The following is a 25036-nucleotide window of genomic DNA, read 5'->3' on the forward strand; positions in this document are numbered from 1 at the left end:
CACCCCCATGCATCCCGGCGCCCACCCCCAGCAGCAGCCGCCGATCAACAACAACATGACGATGTCGATCGTCGCCATCTTCCTGTTCTGGCCCCTGGCCATCCCGGCGATCATCAACGCGTCGAAGGTCAACCCGCTGCTGCAGCAGGGTGACTACGCCGGTGCCCAGGCCGCCGCCGCGGAGTCGCGGAAGTGGTCGAAGTGGGCCCTCATCGTGGGCATCGCGTGGCTCGTCATCGTGCTGCTGTGCTGTGCGTTGGGTGGTCTGGGCGCGATCATGAGTGGGGACAGCAGCACCAACTGACGGAACCAACCAAGGAGTTCTCTCGAATGCAGCCCGGTAATCCCGGTCAGGACCCGTACGGCCAGCAGCCGAACGACCCGACCGCACCCCAGCCGCCGCACGACCCGTACGCCCCGCCGCCGGCCGCCCCGTACGGCCAGCAGCCCACCTCGGGCCAGCCGTACGGCCAGCCCACCTCGGGCCAGCCGTACGGCCAGCCGCCGCAGGACCCGTACGGCGCGCCGCAGGCGCCGTACGGCCAGCAGCCGCAGGCGCCGTACGGGCAGCAGCCGCAGGCGCCGTACGGCCAGCAGCCGCAGGCGCCGTACGGCCAGCAGCAGCCCTACGGCGCTCCGACGTACCCGAACGCCGGGTACCCGCAGGCCCAGGGGCAGAACAACACCCTCGGCCTGGTGTCGATGATCCTCGGCATCGCGTCGATTCCGTTGGCCTGCTGCCTCTTCCTGGGCATCCCGGTGGGCATCGCGGGCGTGGTGACCGGTTACCTCGGCAAGCAGAAGGTCGCCCAGGGCCAGGCCAACAACGCCGGTCAGGCCAAGGCCGGTCTGATCTGCGGCGCGGTCGGCGTCGGCCTGGGCATCCTGGTGCTCCTTCTGAACCTCGTGGGAATGAGCCTACCCACCGAGCCCTGATCGGCTCTGCTCGTCACGGGGCGCTCCGGATCTCCTCCGGGGCGCCCCGCAGCGTTCCCGCCCTTCAAGCCTTGATCATGAAGTTGACGCCACGCGCCTCGGCGTGTCGTGACGACAACTTCATGATCACGGAAGAGAGGCGGGGCGAGGAGCGGGGCGGGGGGTGCGGGCGAGCACGCGGGTGGCGGCGGCGCCGAGTAGCGCGCCGACCGCGACGACGCCGGCCGCCACGGCACCGACCTGCCAGGCCACCGGCCCGAGCTGCGCCAACCGGCCCGACCCGAGCGACCCGCCGGAGGCCGCGGCGGCGACGCCGAGCAGCACGCCGGCCACCGGGCCGGCCAGCACCGCCGGCGCCAGCAACTCCGCCCAACGGCGCGGGGCACGCTCCGGCCCGGCGACGCGGGCCAGCCGGCGGGCGAGCAGCCAGCCGGCGACCATCCCGGCCAGCAGCGGCACCGCGAGCAGCAGGGCGCCAAGGCCGTCCACCGGGCCACGCGGCAGGCCGGCCAGCAGGGGTACGGCCGGCAGCGCGCCGACGGACACCTCACTCGTACGGACGGCCGTGTCCACGCCGACCGCGAAGCCCGGCCCGAGCAGATAGCTCGTGGACCAGACCGCCGCGTTCGGCGCGTACGCCATGCTGACCAGCGTGATCCCGGCCTGCCCGGCCACCCCGGTCCGGTACGCGCCGATCATGTCCGCCGCGTCGCCGCCGCCGGTGGCCACCGCCAGGCCGGCCGCGCCGGCACCCGCACCGAGGAGCAGGAGCGCGGCGACCAGGCCGGTGCGTACGCCGTCGCGCAGCGGGCCGGGTATCCGGGTGACGAGCAGCCGGGTCACGGCGGTGATCCGGATCGCGCCGACCAGCGCGCCGAGCGTGCCGACCACCGCGAACGTGGCCGCCGCCCGTACCGGCGACACCTGTGGCCCGTGCGCGCCGATCAGCAGCGCGGCGATGGCGCCGAGCAGCGCGTACGCCAGACCGACCGCTCCGGCCGCGATCAGCGCCCGGCGCGGTGAGCGGCTGTCACGGGCGCCGATCGCCCGGCTCACGTGCACACCCGCGCGGGTGAGTCGCCACAGGGCGAGCACGGTCAGCGCCAGCGGAGCGAGCCCGAACAGGCCCGCCTCGGTGTGCAGCGGAACGCCGTGCCCCACCAGCCAACCGGCCAGCGCGGTGCGCAGGGTGCCGCCCAGCGTGCTGGAATCCGCGCCGAGCTGGACCAGGCCGAGCACGATGGCCACCGGCAGGTACGAGGTGAGGGCGGCCCCGCCGGCGGCCACCCCGGCGGCGACGGGCAGCGGCGCGCGGCCGCGCGGCGACCCGTCGGCGCGCGGCGCGGGCACCCGTCGGCGCGGCGCGGCGCGGTCGACCGGCCGGTCGTCGGCACGTACGCCGCCCGTACGGCTGGGACGGTCAGGGGTGACGGGGGACATCCGCTCTACTCTGGCACGTCGCGCGGGCGGTGGCAGTCCGATAACCCGCCCCGGAGGGTGGCGAGTTGGGCGAACCGGGGTCCGGGCGGCCCGGGCGGGTCTAGCCTCGGCCCAGAGGGGGTGGTCGCCGCCGCCGTCGGAGTTCCATCCGCCGGTCGCGGCCCGGGTCGGCCCACCGCCCGCGACCCACCGGAGGTAGTCGTGACGACCGCATACCCGCCGCCCCCACCACCGCCGGCCAGGGGCCGGGACCGCACCACGCTCTGGGGCGTGCTGGGCATCGTCCTCGGTCTGATCTGTTGCGGCATCCTGGGCATCATCTTCGGCTACCTGTCGCTGCGCGACGCGCGGCGTAACGGCCAGTCGCCGGTGCTCGGCTACCTCGCCATCGTGTTCGGCGTGATCAACATCATCGGCGGGTCGATCCTGCGTCTCACCGGCAACTATCCGTTCTGGAACAACGACTGAGCCGGCGGCACGACGAAGGGGTCGACCGGTTCCGGTCGACCCCTTCGCTGTTGCCCTGCCGGCTCAGTTGCCGGACATGATCTCCCGCATCAGCTTCGCGGTCTCGGTCGGCGTCTTGCCGACCTTCACCCCGACGGCCTCGAGCGCCGCCTGCTTCGCCTCGGCGGTGCCGGCCGAGCCGGAGATGATCGCGCCGGCGTGGCCCATGGTCTTGCCGGGCGGCGCGGTGAAGCCGGCGATGTAGCCCACCACCGGCTTGGTGACGTTGGCCTTGATGAACTCGGCGGCCCGCTCCTCGGCGTCGCCGCCGATCTCACCGATCATCACGATGGCGTCGGTCTCCGGGTCCGCCTCGAACGCCTTGAGGGCGTCGATGTGCGTGGTGCCGATGATCGGGTCGCCACCGATGCCGACGCAGGTGGAGAAGCCGATGTCGCGCAGCTCGTACATCATCTGGTAGGTCAGCGTGCCGCTCTTGCTGACCAGGCCGATCCGGCCGGAGCCGGTGATGTCGGCCGGGATGATGCCCGCGTTGGACGCGCCCGGCGAGGCGATGCCCGGGCAGTTCGGCCCGATGATGCGGGTCTGCTCGCCCTGCGCGAGGTTGTACGCCCAGAACGCGGCCGTGTCGTGCACCGGCACGCCCTCGGTGATCACCACGGCCAGCGGAATCGCGGCGTCGATCGCCTCGACGACGGCGGCCTTGGTGAACTGCGGCGGCACGAAGATGACGGTGACGTCGGCCCCGGTCTCGGCCATGGCGTCCGCCACGGACGCGAAGACCGGCAGCTCGGTGCCGTCGAAGTCGACCTTCTGGCCCGCCTTGCGCGGGTTGACGCCGCCCACCACGTTGGTGCCGGCGGCGAGCATCCGCCGGGTGTGCTTGGAGCCCTCGGAGCCGGTCATCCCCTGGACGATGACCTTCGAGTCCTTGGTCAGCCAGATAGCCATGATCAGACCCCCGCAGCTGCCAGCTCAGCGGCCCGCTCGGCCGCACCGTCCATGGTGTCCACCCGCTGCACGAGCGGGTTGTTCGCGCCGTCCAGGATCGCCCGGCCGGCCTCGGCGTTGTTGCCGTCGAGACGGACGACGAGCGGCTTCGTGACCTGCTCGCCGCGCTGCTCGAGCAGGGCGAGCGCCTGGATGATGCCGTTGGCGACCTCGTCGCAGGCGGTGATGCCGCCGAAGACGTTGACGAAGACGCTCTTCACGGCCGGGTCGGAGAGCACGATCTCCAGCCCGTTCGCCATCACCGCGGCGCTCGCGCCGCCACCGATGTCGAGGAAGTTGGCCGGCTTGACGTTGCCGTGCCGCTCACCGGCGTACGCGACCACGTCGAGGGTCGACATGACCAGACCCGCGCCGTTGCCGATGATGCCGACCTCACCGTCGAGCTTGACGTAGTTGAGGTCCTTCTCCTTGGCCGCCTGCTCCAGCGGGTCCACGCTGGCCTGGTCGACCAGGGCCTCGTGGTCCGGGTGCCGGAAGGCGGCGTTCTCGTCCAGAGTGATCTTGGCGTCGAGCAGCAGCAGCCGCCCGTCGCCGTTCTTGGCGAGAGGGTTCACCTCGACCAGGGTGGCGTCCTCGGCGACGAACGCCTGCCACAGGCCGACGGCCACCTCGACGACCTGGTCGGCGACCTCGGCCGGGAAGCCGGCCGCGGTGACGATCTCCCGCGCCTTGGCCTCGTCCACACCGGTGTTGGCGTCGATCGGCGCCTTCACCACGCGGTCCGGGGTCTCGGCGGCAACCTGCTCGATGTCCATACCGCCGGCCACGCTGGCGATGCAGAGGAAGGTGCGGTTCGCCCGGTCGAGCAGGTACGAGAAGTAGTACTCCTCGGCCACGTCCGCCGTCACGGTGATCATGACCTTGTGGACGGTGTGACCCTTGATGTCCATGCCGAGAATGTCGGTGGCCCTGGCCACCGCCTCATCCGGGCCCTCGGCAAGCTTGACGCCACCGGCCTTGCCTCGGCCGCCGACCTTCACCTGCGCCTTGACGACCACTCGACCGCCGAGGCGTTCGGCGATCGCGCGGGCCTCTTCCGGGGTCGTGGCGACGCCGCCGGCCAGCACGGGCAAGCCGTGCCGCTCGAACAGGTCCCGCCCCTGGTACTCGTACAGGTCCACGATTGCGCGTCCCGTCCCGTCTCCGCGGCGCGCCGTCGCGCCGCCACCAGCGTTCAGAAAACAGTTTGACGCCTGTCATCAGTTGAAACAGGCCATTGGCGGCAGCCTAGCGAGGTGGGCACGGCCGGCAACCGAGCGGGTGCGCGGTGTGCGGTAATGCACAACCGCGTTCGCGGTAGGACCGGTTCCGGCCAGGTCACGGTGCTCGTCAGCCGTCCGGGCGATGTTGGCGGGGGTGCGTAACCCGCCCGTGAAGTCGTCGTTGAGTCAGGTGTCGGAGCGCTGCACAGCGCGATGACGGGAGACGGCCGATGCCCTGTCGGTCGAGGGGTGGCGGCGGGGCATCGTGCATAGAGGGGCCGGACGTGTGAGGGGTGCGTCCGGCCCCTCCCCCGTGCCCGGATACGGCGGCTCCGCTCAGGAGACCGGCTGCGCCACGTTCTCGCGGACCCACTCGACGATCGCCTGGGTGGTGGCGCCGGGCGTGAAGATCTTCGCGACGCCCAGCTTCTCCAGCTCCGGGATGTCGTCGTTCGGGATGATGCCGCCGCCGAAGACGACGATGTCCCGGGCGTCGCGCTCGCCGAGCAGTTCCAGCACCCGACGGAACAGCGTCATGTGCGCGCCGGAGAGCACGGAGAGTCCGACCGCGTCGGCGTCCTCCTGGATGGCCGTCTCCACGATCTGCTCGGGCGTCTGGTGCAGGCCGGTGTAGACGACCTCCATCCCGGCGTCCCGCAGGGCCCGGGCGACGACCTTCGCGCCGCGGTCGTGGCCGTCCAGACCTGGCTTGGCGACGACTACCCGAATTCGAGAGCTCATCAGCGCACACCTTTCACCGGCTCCACGGCCTTCACCTGAACGAACGGTAACCCGCCCGGGCGGGGCCGGGAAATCCGGGCCGGAAACACGTCCGACATCCCGGTGACCACGGACCCGCCCTGCGGCACCCGTCCCCGCCCGACCGTGGCGTCAAGCCGGACTACTCCGCCGGATCGGTCACGCTCGGCGACGAACGGGTGGTTACAGGGGCACCGTTCGACGGCGCGATGCGTGACAATAATGGACGGAATTGGACAGATCGACACGCCAATTCGGCGCTCTGGCTTGTGACTCGCCTGGTGGTTGGCTAACGTGTCCACGGTTGTCATCAGGTCCATGGACGGGTGATGACGCGGTTGGAAGACGTTCATCTGAGCTTCACGGACGTCCACCGGTCGCTTCGGAACCCCGACAACGGAGGGTGTGCGTGCGCCAGCGCCTGTCGTCTGAGCCCGATAGATATCGCGGTCGCCGCCGCGTACCCACCCCCCCGCGTAGCCGTTACGCGGCGGTCGTCACCACAGCGTTCGTCGGCGCGGGCATTGTCGCGCTGGGTGCGTCGGCCATGCCGGACGCCAAAGACGTCAGCCCGTCGGTGCTCGACGAGCTCAAGCAGGCGTCGATCACCAGCCAGGACGCGGCGGCTCGTGCGGACAACGCCGACCGGGCCTCCCGGGACAGCCGGGGCAAGGAAGCGGCCGAGCCCGAGGTCTGGATGTTGCCGCTCCAGGGCTACGACTTCAACTCCCCGTACGGGATGCGGTGGGGCAAGCTGCACACCGGTGTGGACCTGGTCGTCCCCGAGGGCACGCCCTACGTGGCCGTCCACGACGGTCTGGTCACCAAGGCCGGCTGGTTCGGCGGCTACGGCTACGCGGTGATCGTGCAGCACTCCGACGGCAGTGAGGCCATCTACGGCCACTCCTCCGCGCTCAGCGTCAAGGAGGGCCAGCAGGTCAAGGCGGGCGACCAGCTCGGCCTGGTGGGCCAGACCGGCCACGCCTACGGCACTCACCTGCACCTCGAACTCCATGTCAAGGGCGCGCCGATCGACCCCGTTCCGTACCTGCAGGAGCGCGGAGTGGACATCAAGCTGCAAGTCGAGGCAATCTACAGCGAGGTAGCCGCGTCCTGACGCTGCGTACTGACCGTTGACCGCCCGGATCTGTCGATCCGGGCGGTTCTGCGTCCGGTGATGTTTCCTGGGTCACAGGAGAGACTGTGACCCAGCACACGGACCATATGATCACTTTTTCGGGCGTCGGTCTCCAGACCACCCCAGAACAGACTGGCCTACCCGCGCGCCGCGCGCCGGGCGTCCGGTCCCGGCGGTCGCCCTGTTCGGCCCGGCACCAGTATTTCGAGGTCAAGTGCCCCTCGACTGTGAAGGTCCGCCGTGCAGGAAGACAGCCCCGTCCAGAACGAGAACACCCCCGACACCACCGGTGAGCAGCCTCGGCGCGCCCGCCGGCGGAACCGCCTCATCGTGCTCGGCGCGGCCGGCCTGGTCGCCCTCGGCCTGGGTGGGGTCGCCGTCGCCACCACCGGATCCGACCGGCCCGCGCCCACCGCCGTATCCCTCGACGCGCAGTCTCGGGCCGAGGCCGCCAGCCGGGCCGACCGTTCGGCCCGCGAGTCCAGCGCGCCCGCCTCCCCGACGGCCAGCCCGACCGTGAGCCCCTCGGCGGTCGCCCCCAGCCCGTCGCCGACGAAGACAACCCCCGCCAAACCGAAGCCGAAGCCGAAGAAGACCACCAGGCCGACGGCCGCCTGGGTCGACCCGATGCCCGGGGCCTCGGTCACCTCCTGCTTCGGCCAGCGCTGGGGCACCCTGCACGCCGGTATCGACCTGGCGTTGCCGTCGGGCACCCCGATCCGGGCCGCGGCGGCCGGCACGGTCACCCAGGCCGGTGACGCCGCCGACGGGTACGGCAACTCGGTCTTCATCGACCACGGCAACGGCTACCTGACCCACTACGCCCACCAGAGCCGCATCGCGGTCACCGTCGGCCAGAAGGTCAAGGCCGGCCAGGTGATCGGCTACGAGGGCGCCACCGGCGATGCCACCGGCCCGCACCTGCACTTCGAGGTGCACCAGGGCATGTGGAACCAGATCGACCCCGCCCCCTTCATGCGCGCCCGAGGCGTAAACCTGGGTTGCTGACCCCCACCTGCGCCGATCTTGCACTTCCTGCGGCGACATAAGGGGCACGAGCCCTCATGTCGACGACCGAAAGTGCAAGATCGGCGCGGAAGGGTGGGCGGGTTACAGCTTGTCTACCGGGGCGTGGCGGAGGACCAGCCACATGGTCTGGTCGCCGAAGTCGATCTGCGCGCGGGCGCCGGGGCCGTGCCCCTCCACGGCGAGCACCCGGCCCAGGCCGTAGCGCTGGTGGTTGACCCGGTCGCCGGCAGCCACCTTCGGCCCCTGCGGCAGCTCGCTGGCCGTGGTCAGGCGACTGCCGTCCACGCCGAGCCGCTGGGCGAGCTGGGCCGCCTTCGGCGTACCCCCGGTGAAGGTGCCGCGCCCGCCGGGCGCGCGGTCCGCGCGGCCACCGACGCCGCCGCCCCCGCCGGCCCACGAGGTGTACGACCCTTCGGTCCGCTCCCAGCGCACCAACTCCGGTGGCAGCTCCTCCAGGAACCGTGACGGCGGGTTGTAGGACGGCTGCCCCCATGCCGAGCGGGTGACCGCCCGGGAGAGGTAGAGCCGCTGTCGGGCACGGGTGATCCCGACGTACGCCAGTCGGCGCTCCTCCTCCAACTCACGGCTGTCACCCAGCGAACGCAGGTGCGGGAAGACGCCGTCCTCCAGACCGGTCAGGAAGACCACCGGGAATTCCAGGCCCTTGGCGGTGTGCAACGTCATCAGGGTGACGACCCCCTGGTGGTCGGGGTCGTCGGAGGGGATCTGGTCGGCGTCGGCCACCAGCGCGACCTGCTCCAGGAAACCGGCCAGGGTGGCCCGCTCCCCGTCGGCGCCCAGCGACTCGATCCGCTCGGTGTACTCCCGGGCGACGCTGACCAACTCCTGGAGGTTGTCCACCCGACCGGCGTCCTGCGGGTCGAGGCTCTCCTCCAGCTCGGTGAGGTAGCCCGAACGGGTCAGCAGGGCCTCCAGCACCTCCTCCGGGGTGCCGGTCTCGGCCAGCTCCCGCGCGCCGTCGAGCAGCGCCACGAAGTCCGCGATGCCGTTGGCCGCCCGGGTGGAGATGCCCGGGGCGTCCTTGGCACGCCGCAGCGCCGCGCCGAAGGAGATCCGGTCGCGGCTGGACAGCGCCTCGACGCACGCCTCCGCGCGGTCGCCGATGCCCCGGCGCGGGGTGTTCAGCACCCGCCGAAGGCTCACGGTGTCGTCGTCGTTGACCACCGAGCGCAGGTACGCGAGGGCGTCGCGGACCTCCTTGCGCTCGTAGAAGCGCACCCCGCCGACCACCTTGTACGGCAGGCCGACCCGGATGAACACCTCCTCGAAGACGCGGGACTGGGCGTTGGTGCGGTAGAAGACCGCCACGTCACCGGGGCGGGTCTCGTCGGCGTCGACCAGCCGGTCGATCTCCCGGCCCACCCAGTCGGCCTCGGCGTGCTCGGTGTCCGCCACGTACCCGACGATCCGTTCGCCGTCGCCGGCCTCGCTCCACAGCCGTTTGGGCTTGCGGGAGGTGTTCCGGTCGATCACCGCGTTGGCCGCGTTGAGGATCGTCTGCGTGGAGCGGTAGTTCTGTTCCAGCAGGATCGTCCGCGCGTCGGTGAAGTCCCGCTCGAACTCCAGGATGTTGCGGATCGTCGCGCCCCGGAACGCGTAGATCGACTGGTCGGCGTCACCGACCACGCACAACTCGGCCGGCGCCAGCCCCTCGGTGCCGGAGACCAGCTCCTTGATCAGGACGTACTGGGCGTGGTTGGTGTCCTGGTACTCGTCGACGAGCACGTGCCGGAACCGCCGCCGGTAGCTCTCCGCCACGTGCGGGTGGGACTGGAGCAGGTGCACCGTCGTCATGATCAGGTCGTCGAAGTCCAGCGCGTGCGCCTCGCGCAGCCGGCGCTGGTACAGCGTGTACGCCTCGGCGAGCGCCCGCTCGTTGGGCCCGCTGGCCCGCGCGGCGAACTGCTCAGGGTCGACCAGCTCGTTCTTGAGGTTGGAGACCTGGGCGGCCAGTCCACGCGCCGGGTAGCGCTTCGGGTCGAGATCCAGCTCGCGGGCGACCAGCTGCATGAGGCGACGGGAGTCGTCCGCGTCGTAAATCGAGAACGTCGACTTGAGGCCGGCGTGCTCGTGCTCGGCGCGCAGGATGCGGACGCACGCGGAGTGGAACGTCGACACCCACATCAGCCGGGCCCGTGGGCCGACCAGCGCGGCGACGCGCTCCTTCATCTCGCCCGCCGCCTTGTTGGTGAACGTGATGGCGATGATCTCGCCGGGATGGACGTCCCGTGCGGCGAGCAGGTAGGCGATCCGGTGGGTGAGCACCCGGGTCTTGCCGGATCCCGCGCCGGCCACGATCAGCAACGGTGAGCCGGCGTGGCTGACCGCGTCGCGCTGCGGCCCGTTCAACCCGTCGAGGAGCTGCCGCGGATCGAGGTGGGCGGACGCCGACCCGGGCCGGTTCGGACGGGCCGGCGCGGACTCCGGCGCGGGCGGGGACGCGGGAATGTCGAAGAGAGGATGCATCGCGCGCCAAGTCTATGCCGCCAGCCGGACACTTCCCGACCGGTGCGGGCCGGCCCGTCGAGGCCGCCAGCGACACCGCGATCAGCGCCGGTTCTTGCGTACCGGGGACCGGGGTGGGCATACTCGACGGCGTGATCGCTGCGCGCTACTACTTTTACTACGGCACCGGGAGTCCGGCTGCCGTGGGTCGCGCCTGATCGATCAGACCTGCGAAAAGCCCCGGGCTCCTGGAGTCCGGGGCTTTTTCGTCCCGGGTTGCGGGCACGGGGCACCAGAGCGCGAGAGGTACCCGATGATGACAGACGTGGTGGAGCAGAACGGCGGCCCGGCACGGCCGGACCCGGCACAGGCCCTGGCGGACGGGAGCGTGCCCGAGGCGGGCCCTCCGGTGGAGTCCGGCGACCCGGCCGATGCGCGGACCGGCACCGTGGATTCGACCGCCGCCGCGCGGATCGTGCAGATCAGGGAGCGGATCGACGAGATCGACCACGCCCTGATCACGCTCTGGCAGGAGCGGGCCGCGCTGTCGCGGGAGGTGGGCGCGACCCGGATGGCTTCCGGCGGCACGCGGCTGGTGCTCTCCCGGGAGCGGGACATCCTGGAACGCTTCCGGCTCGCGCTCGGCGCCGACGGTACGCAACTGGCGCTTCTGCTGCTGCGAGCGGGCCGCGGCCCGCTCTGAGGGCGCTCAGCGGGCCCGGACAGACGGAACCGCCTGCCGTCGTCGTGGTGACGTCGGCAGGCGGTTCCGGTGAATCACGCCTCGTGGGTGGCGACGATCTCGCGCCGCTCCGCGAAGTGGCAGGCGCTCGGGTGGTCCGAGTCGCGCCGGATCTCCAGCAGCGGGACCTGCTGGGCGCAGACCTCCTGCGCCTTCCAGCAGCGGGTCCGGAACCGGCAGCCCGAGGGCGGGCTGATCGGCGACGGCACGTCACCCGTGAGCCGGATGATCGTCTTGTTGTTCCGCTGGGTCGGGTCCGGCACCGGCACCGCCGAGAGCAGCGCCTGGGTGTACGGGTGGGTCGGCCGCTCGTAGATCTCGTCCTCGGTGCCGATCTCGACGATCTTGCCGAGGTACATCACCGCCACGCGGTCCGACAGGTGGCGGACCACCGACAGGTCGTGGGCGATGAAGATGTACGAAAGTCCCAGCTCACCCTGCAGCTTCTCCAGCAGGTTCATCACCTGGGCCTGGATGGAGACGTCCAGCGCCGAGACGGGCTCGTCGCAGACGATCACCTCGGGCCGCAGCGCGAGCGCCCGGGCGATACCGATGCGCTGACGCTGACCGCCGGAGAACTGGTGCGGGTACCGGTTGATGTGCTCCGGGTTCAGACCGACCAGGTCGAGCAGCTCGCGGACCTTGGCCCGACGGCTGCCCCGGGGCGCCACCTCCGGGTGGATCTCGAACGGCTCGCCGATCAGGTCGCCGACCGTCATCCGCGGGTTCAGCGAGGTGTACGGGTCCTGCATGACCAGCTGGATCTGCCGACGCAACCGACGCAGCGCGCCGCCGGACAGCTTGGAGATGTCCTGGCCCTTGTAGACCACGTTGCCGGCGGTCGGCTTCTCCAGGTTCATGAGAACCCGGGCGAGGGTCGACTTACCGCAGCCGGACTCGCCGACCACACCGAGCGTCTCGCCGGCACGCAGACCGAACGAGACTCCGTCGACCGCCTTGACCTGACCGACGGTCTTCTTGAACACCACACCCTGCGTGACGGGGTAGTGCTTGACCAGGTCACGGACCTCGAGGATGTTCTCAGACACGGTTCACCAGCTCCTCGGCGAAGTGGCAGGCGCTGGCCCGGGCGTGGCCCACCTGAAGCAGCGGGGGGACCTTCTCCCGGCACACCGGCTGAGCCATGGGGCAGCGCGGGTTGAACGGGCAGCCCGGCGGGATGTTCATCAGGTTCGGCGGGAGACCCTTGATCGTCCGGAGCTGCTGCCCCTTCTCGTCGAGGCGCGGGATCGAGTCGATCAGACCCATCGTGTACGGGTGCGCCGGCTTGGCGTACAGGTCGTACACGTCGGCTTCCTCGACGATGCGGCCCGCGTACATGACGGCGATCCGGTCCGCGACGTCGGCGACCACGCCGAGGTCGTGGGTGATCAGGATCATGCCCATCTGCCGCTCACGCTGGAGCTCCGCGAGCAGGTCCATGATCTGGGCCTGCACGGTCACGTCGAGCGCGGTGGTCGGCTCGTCGGCGATCAGCACCTCGGGGTCGAGCGCCAGCGACATCGCGATCATCGCGCGCTGCCGCATGCCACCGGAGAACTGGTGCGGATAGTTGTTGAACCGGCCCTTGGCGTTCGGGATCTTGACCTGGTCGAGCATCTCGATCGCGCGCTTCTTGGCATCGGCGCGGCCCATGCCCCGCCGGACCCGGAACTGCTCGGCGATCTGGAACCCGACGGTGAAGACCGGGTTCAGGGCGGAGAGCGCGTCCTGGAAGATCATCGCGATGCCCTCGCCGCGGATGCGGCGGCGCTCCTCGGAGGACATGGTGAGCATGTCCTTGCCGTGGAAGCGGACCTGCCCACCGGTGACGAACCCGGGAGGCGTGTCGAGGATGCCCATGATGGTCTGCGCCGTGACGCTCTTGCCGGAGCCGGACTCGCCGAGCACGGCGAGGGTCTCCCCCGCGTCGACGTGGTACGTGACCCCGTTGATGACCTTTGCGACGCCGTCCCGGGTACGGAACTCCACCCGCAGGTCGTCGACCTCGAGCAGCCGGCCGGAGGGACGTCCGGACCCGCCGGATCCCGGCGCGGACTGCTCGGACACGAGAATGTCGGACACTGGATCTCCCCTAGCGGAGTTTCGGATCGAGGGCCTCGCGGACCGCCTCGCCGAGCATCACGAAGCTCAGCACTGCGGCGACGAGGAAGGCTGCGGGGAAGAACACCAGCCCCGGCGCGACCCGGATGAAATCCTTGCCCTCGCTGATCATGATGCCCCAGGACACCACCGGCGACTTCAGGCCGACACCCAGGAACGACAGGGTGGCCTCGGCGCCGATGAACGAGCCGACCATGATCGTGCCGTAGACCAGCAGCGGGGCCAGACAGTTCGGCAGCAGGTGCTTGAGGATGATCCGACCGCTGCCGGCGCCCAGCGCGCGAGCCGCGACGATGTAGTCGGCCTCCCTGGTGGCGAGCACCGAGGAGCGCATCAACCGCATCACGACCGGCCAGCTCAGCACGATCAGCGAGATGGTCACCAGGCCCATGATCTCGGCCTTGCTGTTGCTGCTGCCCGAGCCGTTGAACGTGGTCAGGATGACGATCGCGCCGAGCACGAACGGAACCCCGAAGAACACGTCGGCGATCCGGCTGAGCAACGTGTCGACCCAGCCACCGATGTAGCCGGCGATGATGCCCATGGTGCCGCCGACCAGCAGCGTGCCGATCACGGAGAGCACGGCGACCACGACGGACGCGCGAGCGCCGTAGATGACCCGGGCGTAGACGTCCCGGCCCTGCAGGTCGTACCCGAACCAGGCGCTCCCGGACGCCTTCTCGAGGCTGCGCGACAGCGAGCCGTTGACGGCGTCGCCCGGGGCGAACAGCGACGGGAAGGCCGCCATCAACAGGAAAATGACGATGAACGTCGCCGAGATCCAGAACAGCGGCTTACGGCGCAGGTCACGCCAGGCGTCGCCGAGCAGACCACGCGGCTTCTCGTTGCCCTGCGGTCCGGGGGCGGTCGGGGTGTCGGTCGCCTGCGCGGGAGGGGTGCTGACGATCGATGCGGTGCTTGGGTCACTCATAACGGATCCTCGGGTCCAGGGCGGCGTAGAGCAGGTCGACCAACAGGTTCATCAGCAGATAGACGAGGACCAGTACGACCACGATGCCAACCACGGTAGCGCTTTCCTTGGTGACGATCGCCCGGTAGACCTCACGGCCGATTCCGTTGATGCCGAAGATGCCCTCGGTGACGATCGCGCCGCCCATCAGGGCGCCGAGGTCGGTGCCGAGCAGGGTGACCACCGGAATGAGCGAGTTGCGCAGCAGGTGCACACCCACGACGCGGCGCATGGGCAGGCCCTTGGCGATGGCGGTACGCACGTAGTCGGCGCGGCGGTTCTCCGCGATGCTCGTGCGGGCCACCCGGGCGATGTACGCCACCGACGCGCTACCGAGCACGAAGCCCGGGACGATCAGTTCGGACAACCGCATCTCGGACGAGACGGTCGGCTTGACGATGCCCCACTGCACACCCAGCAGCCACTGCAGCACGAAGCCGACGACGAACACCGGCAGCGCGAGCAGGAAGAGGGTCGAGACCAGGACCAGGTTGTCCAGGAAGCCGTTGCGGCGCAGACCGGTCAGGATGCCGGCGCCGAGGCCGACGACGGCCTCGATGGCGAGCGCGACCAGGGCCAGCTTCAGCGTGTTCGGGTACGCCGTGGCGATGATGTCGCCGATTTCGCGCTGCGAGAACGTCTGCCCGAAGTCGCCCTGAAGGAGGTTCTTCATGTAGTTGCCGTACTGCACGAAGACGTTCTGGTCCAGGTGGTACTTCTCGGTCATGTACGCGACGTACTGATCCGGGCAGCGGCGCTCGCCGCACTTGCCGGCGAACGGGTCGCCCGGGACGGACCAGACGAGCCAGTAGATCAGGAATGTCGAGCCGATGAAGACCGGCACGAGTTGGAGCAGCCGTCTCAACAGATAACGGCCCATGGGGTGGTCCTCCAGACAGGGGGCGCGTCGGACGGCCGACACGGTGGTGACAACGTGGCGAGTGGCATGTTGTAGCACCCACTCGCGGAACGGCCCCGGGTCGGGCTCACCGGATGTGGCGAGCCCGACCCGGGGTCAGACCGTACGGATCAGAGCTCGACCGAGGTGATGTCGAGTTCGCCGACGTTGTTCAGCTCGAGCTTCTTGATCTTCTCCGAGTGGCCGGACTGCTGGCCGTAGAAGTAGATCGGGATGCTCGGGACGTCCTGGTCGACAACCTCGACGGCCTTGGCGAACGCCTCGTGCGAGGCCTCCAGGCTCGGCGCGGCGCTGGCCTGCTTGGCCAGGGTGTCGACCTGCGGGTTGCTGTAGAGACCGTCGTTCGAGGAGCCGCCCTTGACGTAGAGCGGGTTGACCCAGTTCTCCACGTCCGGGTAGTCCTGCTGCCACGCGGCACGGTACGGGCCGGTCATCTTGTGGGCGTTGATGTTCTGCCGGAAGACCGCGAAGGTCGGGATGCCCTCGGCGCGAGCCTCGATGCCGAGGTTGGTCTTGACCTGCTGCGCAACGGCGTCCATCCAGTCCTTGTGGCTGGAGTCGGCGTTGTAGTAGAAGACCATCTCACCGGTGAAGCCGCCGGCCTCGGTCAGCAGCTGCTTGGCCGTGGTCGGGTCGAACTTGCAGGCGGTGCAGTTGCCCGGCTTGGCGCCCGGGGTCAGCGGGTTCGCCCAGCTGTCGGCCGGCTTGCGGGTACCGAAGAAGATCTTGTCCGAGATCTCCTGCCGGTTGATCGACAGCGAGACCGCGCGACGCAGCTTGGCGTTCTGGAAGCGCTTGTCGTAGATCGGGAACGCGATGAACGCGGTCGACGGGGTGACCGTGTTCAGGCCCCGGTCGCCGAGGTCGGTCTTCCACTTGTCACCGGCGAGCGCCGAGGTGGGGACAACCTCCATGAAGTCGAGGTTGTTGGCGAGCAGGTCGGCGTACGCGGCCGTCTCGTCCTGGTACAGCTTGACGTCGACGTCCTTGATCTTCATCTTGTCGCGCAGGTTGTAGTCGTCGAAGCGCGTCAGCTTGATGAGGACGTTGTCCTGCCACGACACGAACTTCACCGGGCCGTTGCCGATCGGGTTCTTACCGAACTCCTCGGGCTTCATGGTGAAGAACTTGTCCGGCAGCGGCATGAAGGCGCTGTAGCCGAGCTTGGTCGGGAAGACCGCGGTCGGGGCGGCGAGGGTGACCTCGAAGGTCTGGTCGTCGATGACCTTCAGGCCGGAGAGCTCCTTGGCCGTCGGGGCCGGGGCCTTCTGCGGGCCGTCCGGACCGTCCGGGTCCTCGGTGTAGGTCTTGTCGAAGCCCGCGATGTCCGCGAAGAAGGAGCCGTTCTGCGCGCCGTTCGGCGAGTACGCGGCCCAGTTCCAGGCGTCGACGAAGTTCTTCGCCTTCACCTCGGTACCGTCGTGGAACTTGGTACCCTTCTTGATCTTGATCGTGAAGACCTTGGAGTCCTTGGTGTCGATGGACTCGGCCAGCGCGTTGCGCGGGGCCCCACCGTCGTTCGGGTACTCGACCAGGCCGGTGAACAGCCAGTCGATGACCTTGCCACCGCCGGTCTCCGTGGTGTTCGACGGAACCAGCGGGTTCTCCGGCTGGACGCCGTGGATGACGATGGCGCCATCCTTGCTGGCGGCAGCGTCGCCGTCACCGTCACCGCTCGAGCAACCGCTCGCGACAAGCGCGGCAGCCGCGCTGAGCGCGATCGCGCTCGTCGCCCGCTTCGAGACTCTCATTCCGAGGGGCCTCCTCTTTCTAACCTGGTTCCGTCGTGGGTTTCACGCACGTCTGGGGGTGACACCGCCCGGCTACCCCGGGGCAGAGGTCGCCGGGACCACAGGGAAGTTGGGGACACCCCTGATGTTCCGATCCGCCGGGCTCCCCACCCGACGGGGCACGACCCTACGCAGGCGTCGCGACCACGAACCCGCCGGGAAACAGCGGAGATCATGGTCGTCGGCCGTACGGAGTGCCACACACCGAGGGTGAGGTGCTGCCACTGTGACACCCACTGGCCTCTTCCGTGAAGGTGCCGTTATCAAGCCGTTAGTTGCCCGCCATGATGTCGATACTTGAAAAATGATCATAAAACGGTCGCGGTGCAGGTCTCCGGCCCCACTGCTCCGACCTGCCAGAAGACCCGTGCGCCGCTCAGATCCGCCCCTCCGCGAGCCACACCACCGCGGTGCCCGTCGATCCGTAGCCGATCGCGCACTCGCCGTTCTTTACCCGTCCGGACGATGCCCTCGTCCGCTACACGGGCACCCGCGCCGACTGGGTGGACGAGGGTGCCGCAGGCGGCCTTCCGACCCGACGACCGCCGGGACGACATCGGCCCCGGCACCGCTCACGCGGTTCCGGGGCCGATGGTGCGGTCAGGGCCTGCTTCTCAAGAACTGGCCGGCCGCCCTTATGAGGCAGGCCCTGGATGGATCAGGCGGTGAAGCGGACCTTGCGGCGACGCACCACCAGAACGGCCACCGCGCCCGCGGCGAGCAGCAGCAGACCCGCGGTCGCCGCCGCCGCGATCGGCGAACCGGTCAGCGGCAGGCCGCCACCGTTGCTCGCCGGCGACGTGGACGGGGCCGGGCTGGCCGGCTGTGCCGAGTCCGACGGGGTGGCCGACGGGGTGGTCGGCGAGGCCGACGCGCTCGGGGTCGCCGACGGGGTCGCCGGCGGCGTCGTGGGTACGGCCGTGAAGGTGGCCGCGGCCCGGGCGGTGACGGTGGCGCCGGTGCTGCCACCGAGGATCAGCTTCTGCGCCTTCTTGGGGCCGGTGAACAGGAAGACGCGGCCGAAGGAGACCGAGTCCTGCGCGGTCAGGGTCACGTTGACCGTGCCGGCGGCCTCGGCGGCCAGCCAGAACTGCCCGCCGTTGGTGGTCGTGGTGACCGGCTTGCCCTCGGCGTCGACGGCGGTGCCGCCGGTGGCCGCGACGGTGATGGTTCCCGCCGGGCCCTTCACCGTGAACGGACCGGCCTTGCCGCCGACCGTCGCGGTGGCGCTGGCCGGGTCGACGGACAGCTCGGCGCGCGGCTCCGGCTGGTCGGTGGCGTTGTTGACCAGGTAGTCACGGACCTGCTTGACCACCGCGTACTGCTTCTCGGCGAGCAGACCCTTCTCCCAGGGGCCCAGCTCGATGCCGTCGCTGAAGTGCCAGACGGCGGTCTGGGTGCCGAAGTAGAGCAGGTTGTCGAGCTGCTTCTTGCCGATCTTGGTGTCCACGCCGGCGGCGGCGAGGAGCTTGGTCGAGTCGGCGTTCGGGTAACCGTGGGTGAGCACCCACTGCACCTTGCCGAGGTTCTTCACCTCGGACTCGTCCCAGGTGCCCTCCTCGTACTTGCCGTCGAGCTTCACGCTGGTGCGGTAGTCGATGCAGAACGCCGGCACCAGCTTGCCGTCGATCTTCAGAGCGAGCGCAGCCGTCGAGCGCGTCTTGCCGTCGAGCTTCAGGATGACGTCGCTGCCCTCGACCATCTTGGCCACGCCGGTGGCCGGAGCGGCGGCGGCGACGCCCGCCACGCCGAACGCCAGGGCGCTGCCGGCGACAGCCGCCAGGGCGATCCGCGCCCAGCGTCGTCCTCGTTGTCCGAACATCAGAAGTGGTACCTCTCCCCCAGGGGTGACCCGCGATTCGCGGGCACGCGCGTGAGCCGTCGTTTCCACGGGATGCGACACCCACGCGCGGAAACGGGACCGGGGCAGTATGGAACCACGAGTGATCTTTTGTCAGCCCCGCCCGGCGGCATCCGTGGCATGTGCCCGAAATGCCGGGGCGGAGGAATTAATCACACGAGCCGGCGGTCCGCCGCCCAGCGGGAAAGCTCGTACCGGTTGGACATCTGGAGCTTGCGCAGCACGTTGGACACGTGCGTCTCCACCGTCTTGATGGAGATGAACAGCTCCTTGGCGATCTCCTTGTACGCGTACCCCCGGGCGAGCAGGCGCAGCACCTCCCGCTCGCGGTTGGTGAGCTGGTCCAACTCCGGGTCCGCGACCGGCGCGTCCGGCCGGGCCGCGAACGCGTCCAGCACGAACCCGGCCAGGCGGGGGCTGAACACGGCGTCACCGTCGGCCACCCGGCGGATCGCTGCAGCCAACTCGTCCGGAGAGATGGTCTTGGTGACGTACCCCCGGGCCCCGGCCCGGATCAGCCCGATCACGTCCTCGGCCGCGTCGGAGACGCTCAGGGCCAGGAACTTGACCTGTGGGTGGCTGCGCCGCATCGCCTCCAGCACCGCGCGACCACCGCCGTCGGGCATGTGCACGTCGAGCAGCACCACGTCCGGCAGCGTGACGGCGATCCGGGCGACCGCCTCGGCCACCGTGCTCGCCTCGCCCACCACCTCGACGTGGACGCCCAACTCGGCACGTACCCCGGCGCGGAACATCGCGTGATCGTCCACCAGGAAGACCCGCAGGCGTTCCGGACGGCTCTCCGTCGGGTGCTCCGTCGGCTGCTCGGCCATGGTCATCTGTTCCTCTCCGCCGCGGACGAGTCCCGGGAGATCGGCAGGATCAACCGGACCTCGGTCCCCTCCCCCGGGCCGGACCGGATCTCGGCCCGTCCGCCGTGCCGCTTCATCCGTCCGATGATCGAACCGCGTACGCCGTGCCGGTGGTCCTCCACCGTATCCGGATCGAAGCCCTTGCCCCGGTCCCGGACGAAGACACTTACCTGTTCCGGTTCCACCTCGGCGTAGAGCGACACGGTCTGCACGCCGGCGTGCCGCGCCGCGTTGACCAGCGCCTCCCGGGCGGCGGCGACAAGCGCGCCGACCTTCTCGTCGGTCTCACGGTCCCCCACCACCACCGCCTCCACGGTGATCGCGAACGTGTCCTCCACCTCGGCGGCGGCCTGCTCCAGGGCCGCGGCGAAACGCTCGTTCGGCGAGGCCGTGGGCTTGTAGAGCCAGTTGCGCAGCGAGCGCTCCTGTCCCCGCGCCAACCGCTGCACCGTCTTGACGTCGCCCGCGTTGCGCTGGATCAGCGCCAGGGTGTGCAGCACCTGGTCGTGCACCATCGCGGCCAGCTCGGCCCGCTCCTGCTCCCGGATGCGGCCCTCACGCTCCGCGCGGAGCTGGTTGTACGTCCGCCAGAGCACCGGGGCGGTGACGACGCCGACCCCGGCCAAGCCGACCAGCGCGAAGATCACCCCGTTGATCACCGCGTCGAAGTTCTGTGCCGGCGAGTAGACCGCCGCGACACCGATGATGCCGACCGCGACCAGCACCCCGCCGCCGATGAACCGGAGCACGAAGGCCCGCCGGTCGCTCTCCTCGACGACCGCCCCGAGCCACGGGACCGGCATCGTCTCGCCCCAGCGCCGCCGCCGCTCGGGCGCCGACTGGTGCCAGATCACGCCCGCGCCGACCGCGATGATGGCCACCAGCCAGCCGGCGGTGCCCGCCGCGCCGACCGAGTCGAAGACCATCACCTGGATCAACAGGACGCCGAGCCCGATCGCGACGAACGGCAGGAGCTGGGCCACGTCCCGCCGGGGCGGCACGGCGGTGTCACCGGGCCGCAGCGGCACCACCGCCCAGAACGCCGCGTACAGCAGCAGCCCGAGCCCACTGAGCCCGAGCAGCACCATGAACGCGACGCGCACGCGCAGCACCGAGATGCCGAGGTGGTCGGCGATGCCGGCGGCGACGCCGGCGGCCATCCGATGCTCGGGGGCCCGGTACAGGCGCGGAGGCGGGGTCACGGTGCTGATCGCAGGCTCCCTGGTCAACGTGGTGGGCTGGATGCGGGTCGGTGAGTCCGATCGTCACACGCTGCGGCGTCCCACGACCACGGGGACGCCCCCGACATTCCGGCCTCGGAGATCTCAGGGTGGCGTCAGGGTCGGGTCCTGAGGTCGTTCGGGCGAGGTGGGCAGCAGGATCGAGACATGACCGAGGATGCTGCCCCGCCGCCCCGCCCCGGGTCGGCACAACCGGGTGGTTCAGTACCGCCCGCACCGCCCACGACACCCGCCGGCTGGACCGAGCCGACCACCTTCGGCCCGCCCGCCGGCCCGACGACGGGCGCCCCGTACGAGCCGACGAACGCCGGCTACGCGCCGGGCGCCGGCTTCGCGGCCGGCACGGGCTACGGCCCCGGGGGTACGGCCGGCACGGGCTACGGGCCCGGCGGCGCGGCGGGTACGCCCGGAGGGCCCGGTGCGCCCGGACCGTCCGTGGGTCCGCTGGGCGGCACCGGCTTCACCTCGCGGTACGGCCTCGTCCGGCCCCGCGACGGCCGCTACCTCGCCGGGGTCTGCGCGGCGATCGGACGGGCCACCAACACCGACCCGGTGCTGTGGCGGGTGCTCCTCGCGGTGCTCGGCTTCTTCGGCGGCATCGGCATCCTGGTGTACGTCGCCGCCTGGCTGATCATCCCCAACGAGGGCGACACGGCCTCCCCGGTGGAGTCCATGCTGGGGCGGGGCCGTTCCAGCATGTCGCCGGTGACCGTGATCATCCTGGGCATCCTGGTGGCCGCGAGTTTCGGCTACATCGTCACCGACGCCTTCCGCGCGGTGCTGCTCGGCGCGGCCATCCTGATCGGCGGCGCGTTGCTGCTCAACCGGGACAACCGTGGGCCACAGCCGTCGGGTGGGCCGGTGCCGCCCTCCCCGGCGGGCACGCCACCCGGGCCGGTCCCGCCGGTCGCCTGGCCCGCTCCCGCGCACGGCACGGTGCCGCCCAGCGGTCCGCTGGCGACCGCGCCGCTCGCGGGCGACGCCCCGTCGTACGCCACCGCGTACCCGCCCGTCCAGGGCGGTCAGCCGGCCGCCACCACGCCGCCGACCTTCGGCGCGCAGCCGGAATCCCCGGTGGCGATGGTGTCCGGGGCAGGCCCGGTGTCCGCACAGCCGGCCGCCGCGACGGCCGCGTCGCAGGGCACCGGCTGGCCGGGTAGCGACACGCCCACCAGCGGCTGGCCGTCGGCGCCGGTGACCGCCGTCCCCGCCGCCGTCCCGTCCACCCAACCCGGGGCGACGACGCCGGGCGGATACCGCCCTCCGTTCGCGCCACACGGCCCGTACGCCGCACCGGCGCCGGCCGCGTACCCCCCGCTGAAGCCACCGAAGCCGCCCAAGCGGCCCCGGGAGCGTTCGTCGCTCGGTCCGGTGACCTTCTCGCTGATCTTCCTGGCGCTCGGCGTGGTCGCCCTGCTCGACCTGTTGGACGTCTTCGACGTCGGCGCCTCGGCGTACTTCGCTGCCGCGTTGGCCACCATCGGGCTGGGACTGCTGGTCGGCACCTGGTTCGGCCGGGCGCGCTGGTTGATCGCGCTGGGTCTGGTGACGGCCGCCGCGCTGGGCACGGCGACCGTCGCCGAGTCCTACGACCGGATCCGGGGCGTGGACGGGGCGGTCACCTGGGCGCCCACCGACTACCGCGACCTCGCCGACCGGTACGAGAACAGTTTCGGTGACGCCGTCCTCGACCTGCGCGGCATCGACTTCACGAAACAGGACACCCAGGTGACGGTGGCGATCAACTTCGGTCAGGCGACCGTGGTCGTACCGCCGAACGTGGACGTCACGACGGTGGCCGACGTCAACGCGGGCGACGCCACCGTCTTCGGCAACCGATCCGGCGGAATCGACGGCCGGCTGCGGGAGTCCACCGACCTGGGCGCGGACGGCCCCGGCGGCGGGAAGTTACGGCTGTACATCCACGTCAATGCCGGCAACCTGGAGGTGACCCGGTGAAGGCTCACCGCACGGACCTGCTCTCGTTCGCCTTCGGGCTGGTGTTCCTGGCGCTGTCGGCCTGGTGGCTGCTCGCCCAACTGCTCGGGCTCGCGCTGCCGCCGGTCGGCTGGTTCCTGGCCGGCGCGCTGATCCTGATCGGGGTCTTCGGTCTGGTCGGCGCGCTGCGCTCCGGTCGATCCACCCGCCCGGAGCCGCACGAGACCACCGAGCCGGTTGCGACGGCACCCGCTGCCACGGTCGCGCCCGTCGCAACCGAACAGGACACGTCGTGGACGGCCGCGTTCGAGCCGCCCGTGTACGCGCCGACCGCGTTCGGGGCCACACCCGACGCCGCGCTGCGCACGCCGGAGCCGCCCACGGCCGCGCTGCGCACTCCGGAGCCGCCCACGGCGGAGCTGCGGACAGCGGACGCGTCGACGGCCGGCATGGTCCATCCCGCCTGGCTGGCTCACGCCACTGCGGAGCCGGAGACCCCTCCGGTCGCGGCGCAGGCCGCCGCGTCGACCCGGGTCGACCAGTCGGACGGCGAGAACGGGGCCGCCGATACGTCGGGAGCCGACAGGGATCCGGCGGCCCGCGACGACCACACCACCGACGACCACGCCACCGAGGACCGCACCACCGGGGACGATCCGGCGGGCGTGGACGAGCGGCCGGGGCGGCGGGAGGGTTCCTGACCCCGGCTGGCGGTCCGGGCCGCAGGGCTCGCCGGTGCGGCAGTGGCGGACAGGCGCATATGCTGGCCGGTGGAGATCTCGCCTCCGCCGGCCGGCCCGTCCCGCCATGGCGCCCCCGCCGCGATTCCCGTCTCTACCCGTCAGGAGCCCGCCCGTCATGACGCAGTCCCCCGCCGTGCGTACCACCGGTCGGTCCGGTCCGGTCCGCATCGGCGAGCGAGCCGCCCGTACGCTCGTCGCCGAGCTGGCCCGGATGAACGACCCGAAGGTCGCCCTGCTGGTCGGCGCGAGCCCGGAGTCCGCGGTGCTGGCCGCCGCGATCGAGGCGTTGCTCCCCGGCGATCGGCTCACCGTGGTGCCCGCCGAGTCGTCCACCGCCACCGCGCTCCGCGAGCACGTCACCGCCCAGGGCCGGTGGGTCGCCGACCGGGTACGCGTGATCGACTCGCTCACCGACGCCGAGCCGGCCGCGGTGGTCATCGCCGGTGAGGCGTTCGTCGGCACCGCCGAGGAGGCCCGTAACGACATCCAGGGATTCTCGAAGTACCTCGTCGACGGGGCGGTGCTGAGCGTCGCCACCACCGCGACGCCGGGCCGGACCACCGGCGCGGCCGGCGAGCTGGGCCGCCAGGACGCCCTGTACGGCGTGGGCAGCGATCTGGTCCTGCGCAACTCGCCGCCGCTACGGGTACACCGGCTGCGGTTCACGCCGGCCAGTCCGGCGGCGGCCGACCGGCTGGCCCCGGCGTACCGGCCGTCCAGCGTGCCGCTGACCAGGGGCATGCACATCGACTCCAACGGAGTGGCGGCGGCGGGCATCACGCTGGGTCTGGCGGCGCTGGCCCGGGTGGCGCGTCCGTCGTCCAAGCTGTGGCTGCTGCCCGCGCTGGCGGCCGGCCCGGTCGCCGCGTTCTTCCGGGATCCCCAGCGGGACGTGCCCGAGGACCCGAACGCCGTGGTGGCCAGCGCGGACGGCAAGGTCCTGTCGGTGCAGCGGCTGTACGACGAGCGGTTCGGTGACGGCGAATGGTTGCGCGTCGCGGTCTTCCTGTCCGTGCTGGACGTGCACGTCAACCGTGCCCCGGTCGCCGGCAAGGTGGTGGACTACTTCGTCGCTGACGGTGGTTTCGTCAACGCCATGAAGCCGGACGCCGAGCACAACGTCGCGGCGTACACCGTGCTGGACACCAGCCGCGGCACGGTGGTGGTCGCGCAGCGGACCGGCCTGATCGCCCGCCGCATCGTGCAGCGTGCGCCGATCGGCGCGCTGCTGGCCAAGGGCGAGCGGTTCGGGCTCATCCGGTTCGGCTCGCGGACCGACGTCTACCTGCCGGCCGACGCGGCGGAACCGCTGGTGGGGCCGGGCGACAAGGTGGTCGGCGGCGCCACGGTCATCGCCCGCTGGCGCTGAGACGAAGAACGGGGCGCC

Annotated in this window: 22 protein-coding genes and 1 pseudogene; 9 read left to right on the forward strand and 14 right to left on the reverse strand. The window is 70.9% G+C overall.

Annotation, left to right across the window (positions count from 1 at the left end; translation table 11 throughout):
- Positions 1-7: 7 nt before the first annotated feature.
- Positions 8-304 carry a CD225/dispanin family protein gene (locus ACTFTM_RS27965; protein WP_421473124.1) on the forward strand — a complete coding sequence of 99 codons (297 nt, stop codon included), beginning with the start codon at positions 8-10 and terminating at the stop codon, positions 302-304.
- 26 nt (positions 305-330) lie between these two features.
- Positions 331-936 carry a DUF4190 domain-containing protein gene (locus ACTFTM_RS27970; RefSeq protein WP_449563363.1) on the forward strand — a complete coding sequence of 202 codons (606 nt, stop codon included), beginning with the start codon at positions 331-333 and terminating at the stop codon, positions 934-936.
- A 126-nt stretch (positions 937-1062) separates the two neighbouring features.
- Here the strand turns inward: ACTFTM_RS27970 and ACTFTM_RS27975 are convergent, their stop codons facing one another.
- A complete protein-coding gene (locus tag ACTFTM_RS27975) occupies positions 1063-2376 on the reverse strand; it encodes a cell division protein PerM (protein WP_449563364.1) in 1314 nt (437 codons plus the stop codon).
- Between the two features lie 201 nt (positions 2377-2577).
- Between ACTFTM_RS27975 and ACTFTM_RS27980 the strand changes: the two genes are divergently transcribed.
- Positions 2578-2844, forward strand: coding sequence for a hypothetical protein (locus ACTFTM_RS27980; protein ID WP_039909012.1), 267 nt, complete (start codon positions 2578-2580; stop codon positions 2842-2844).
- Between the two features lie 63 nt (positions 2845-2907).
- Here the strand turns inward: ACTFTM_RS27980 and sucD are convergent, their stop codons facing one another.
- From sucD to ACTFTM_RS28000, 4 genes are all read right to left on the reverse strand, one after another.
- On the reverse strand, positions 2908-3795 hold the full coding sequence (gene sucD / locus ACTFTM_RS27985; protein ID WP_355247033.1) for a succinate--CoA ligase subunit alpha: 888 nt from the start codon (positions 3793-3795) through the stop codon (positions 2908-2910).
- 2 nt (positions 3796-3797) lie between these two features.
- The gene (gene sucC / locus ACTFTM_RS27990) at positions 3798-4976 is read right to left on the reverse strand and encodes an ADP-forming succinate--CoA ligase subunit beta (protein ID WP_393213665.1); all 1179 of its coding nucleotides are present in this window, start codon (positions 4974-4976) and stop codon (positions 3798-3800) included.
- 417 nt (positions 4977-5393) lie between these two features.
- Positions 5394-5798, reverse strand: coding sequence for a cobalamin B12-binding domain-containing protein (locus tag ACTFTM_RS27995; RefSeq protein ID WP_449563365.1), 405 nt, complete (start codon positions 5796-5798; stop codon positions 5394-5396).
- Positions 5798-6169, reverse strand: coding sequence for a hypothetical protein (locus ACTFTM_RS28000; RefSeq protein ID WP_449563366.1), 372 nt, complete (start codon positions 6167-6169; stop codon positions 5798-5800). Before ACTFTM_RS28000 ends, ACTFTM_RS27995 begins: the two co-directional genes overlap by 1 nt.
- 56 nt (positions 6170-6225) lie before the next feature.
- Here ACTFTM_RS28000 and ACTFTM_RS28005 point away from each other — a divergent pair, with 56 nt between their 5' ends.
- Complete coding sequence (locus tag ACTFTM_RS28005; RefSeq protein ID WP_449563367.1) at positions 6226-6933, forward strand: M23 family metallopeptidase; 708 nt, start codon at positions 6226-6228, stop codon at positions 6931-6933.
- Between the two features lie 261 nt (positions 6934-7194).
- Entirely contained in the window at positions 7195-7962 is a 768-nt protein-coding gene (locus ACTFTM_RS28010) for a M23 family metallopeptidase (RefSeq protein ID WP_449563368.1), read from the forward strand.
- Positions 7963-8064: 102 nt separating this feature from the next.
- On the opposite strand, the gene pcrA is transcribed toward ACTFTM_RS28010, so the two are convergent.
- Entirely contained in the window at positions 8065-10470 is a 2406-nt protein-coding gene (pcrA, locus tag ACTFTM_RS28015; RefSeq protein WP_449563369.1) for a DNA helicase PcrA, read from the reverse strand.
- A gap of 292 nt (positions 10471-10762) precedes the next feature.
- Here pcrA and ACTFTM_RS28020 point away from each other — a divergent pair, with 292 nt between their 5' ends.
- Positions 10763-11152 (forward strand): chorismate mutase, encoded by a 390-nt coding sequence (locus ACTFTM_RS28020; protein WP_449563370.1) that lies wholly within the window; start codon positions 10763-10765, stop codon positions 11150-11152.
- Positions 11153-11226: 74 nt separating this feature from the next.
- Here ACTFTM_RS28020 and ACTFTM_RS28025 read toward each other — a convergent pair whose 3' ends face one another.
- From ACTFTM_RS28025 to ACTFTM_RS28060, 8 genes are all read right to left on the reverse strand, one after another.
- A complete protein-coding gene (locus tag ACTFTM_RS28025; RefSeq protein WP_449563371.1) occupies positions 11227-12240 on the reverse strand; it encodes an ABC transporter ATP-binding protein in 1014 nt (337 codons plus the stop codon).
- Positions 12233-13261 carry an ABC transporter ATP-binding protein gene (locus tag ACTFTM_RS28030; RefSeq protein WP_449566754.1) on the reverse strand — a complete coding sequence of 343 codons (1029 nt, stop codon included), beginning with the start codon at positions 13259-13261 and terminating at the stop codon, positions 12233-12235. Before ACTFTM_RS28030 ends, ACTFTM_RS28025 begins: the two co-directional genes overlap by 8 nt.
- Before the next feature lie 25 nt (positions 13262-13286).
- Positions 13287-14246: an ABC transporter permease gene (locus ACTFTM_RS28035; protein WP_449563372.1), complete on the reverse strand. Its 960-nt coding sequence runs from the start codon at positions 14244-14246 to the stop codon at positions 13287-13289.
- The gene (locus tag ACTFTM_RS28040; RefSeq protein ID WP_449563373.1) at positions 14239-15165 is read right to left on the reverse strand and encodes an ABC transporter permease; all 927 of its coding nucleotides are present in this window, start codon (positions 15163-15165) and stop codon (positions 14239-14241) included. The genes ACTFTM_RS28035 and ACTFTM_RS28040 overlap by 8 nt, the downstream gene beginning before the upstream one ends.
- A 149-nt stretch (positions 15166-15314) precedes the next feature.
- Positions 15315-16955 (reverse strand): peptide ABC transporter substrate-binding protein, encoded by a 1641-nt coding sequence (locus ACTFTM_RS28045; protein WP_449563374.1) that lies wholly within the window; start codon positions 16953-16955, stop codon positions 15315-15317.
- 697 nt (positions 16956-17652) lie between these two features.
- Positions 17653-18816, reverse strand: a complete 1164-nt coding sequence (locus ACTFTM_RS28050; RefSeq protein ID WP_449563375.1) for a Cys-Gln thioester bond-forming surface protein — start codon at positions 18814-18816, stop codon at positions 17653-17655.
- 191 nt (positions 18817-19007) lie between these two features.
- Positions 19008-19688, reverse strand: a complete 681-nt coding sequence (locus tag ACTFTM_RS28055) for a response regulator (RefSeq protein ID WP_449566755.1) — start codon at positions 19686-19688, stop codon at positions 19008-19010.
- 2 nt (positions 19689-19690) lie between these two features.
- A complete protein-coding gene (locus ACTFTM_RS28060; RefSeq protein WP_449563376.1) occupies positions 19691-20956 on the reverse strand; it encodes a PspC domain-containing protein in 1266 nt (421 codons plus the stop codon).
- Between the two features lie 159 nt (positions 20957-21115).
- Between ACTFTM_RS28060 and ACTFTM_RS28065 the strand changes: the two genes are divergently transcribed.
- The 3 genes and pseudogenes from ACTFTM_RS28065 (at position 21116) to ACTFTM_RS28075 (ending at position 25018) form a co-directional block, all read left to right on the forward strand.
- On the forward strand, positions 21116-22927 hold the full coding sequence (locus tag ACTFTM_RS28065; protein ID WP_449563377.1) for a PspC domain-containing protein: 1812 nt from the start codon (positions 21116-21118) through the stop codon (positions 22925-22927).
- Positions 22924-23130 (forward strand): annotated as a pseudogene (locus ACTFTM_RS28070) (hypothetical protein); the annotation flags it as partial. The gene ACTFTM_RS28065 and the pseudogene ACTFTM_RS28070, both read left to right, overlap by 4 nt.
- 634 nt (positions 23131-23764) lie before the next feature.
- Positions 23765-25018 (forward strand): phosphatidylserine decarboxylase, encoded by a 1254-nt coding sequence (locus tag ACTFTM_RS28075; RefSeq protein ID WP_449563378.1) that lies wholly within the window; start codon positions 23765-23767, stop codon positions 25016-25018.
- Positions 25019-25036 lie beyond the last annotated feature (18 nt).

Source organism: Micromonospora sp. RB23 (genome assembly GCF_053585025.1).